The sequence below is a fragment of the Humibacillus sp. DSM 29435 genome, assembly GCF_001758225.1.
GTDB lineage: Bacteria > Actinomycetota > Actinomycetes > Actinomycetales > Dermatophilaceae > DSM-29435.
Genome location: NZ_MAST01000048.1, coordinates 1 through 655 on the forward strand (window position 1 = coordinate 1; position 655 = coordinate 655).

Below are 655 nucleotides of genomic sequence, written 5' to 3' on the forward strand. Positions count from 1 at the left end.
TCATGCCGCGTTGAGGACGCCCCCGGCTGACGGCCACGATCGAGGTCGAGCAGTGTTGCGACGTTGTCTGGAATCTGAATCTGCCCCGTCCCGGTGGGGCCAAGTTTGGTTGACACGGCCACACCGACCTGAGCACCCCCTAGCCGCGCTCGATCCGTAACCCGCTAACCGTCATTGCCTCATCCGTTCGAGAGTTTCCCTTGCATCTCGAAGTCCGAGTAGCCGCGTCCGGTCAAATCGGCCAGCTGCGCAAAGAGGTCCTCATCTACGGTTTTGAAGTTGAAGCACGACTTGCCCTGCATCCTGGCCCGCAACTTGGGGGAAATGTCCCGCAAGAGGTCGGGGTTCTCGTACACCGGCATGAGGTGGTAGCTCACGTAGTTCTTCTTGGTCTGCACCCCACCGAAGGCTCGCGGCCGACCGTTGCTTGCAACATCGGCGGTGTTTAGGTAAAAGTTGCCTGGCCCGTCTACGGTCACGACCAGGGCGTCTAGGTACGGGTCGAGGATCGCACGCAACCTGTCAAACACCTTGTCCATCAGTGGTCCTCCTTTGGCCGGAGGCTACAGCAGAGCATCGCTGTCGTCCATGCTGCGCGGCCCCGGGGAGACCGCCCGCAAACCCCTAAGTCCGAACCACACGAACCCCCGCACAT

Annotated in this window: 1 protein-coding gene; it reads right to left on the bottom strand. The window is 61.2% G+C overall.

Annotated features, from left to right (window positions below; all coding sequences use genetic code 11):
* Window positions 1-179 precede the first annotated feature (179 nt).
* Window positions 180-539, bottom strand: coding sequence for a hypothetical protein (locus BA895_RS19360; protein ID WP_070193537.1), 360 nt, complete (start codon window positions 537-539; stop codon window positions 180-182).
* Between the last annotated feature and the right edge of the window lie 116 nt (window positions 540-655).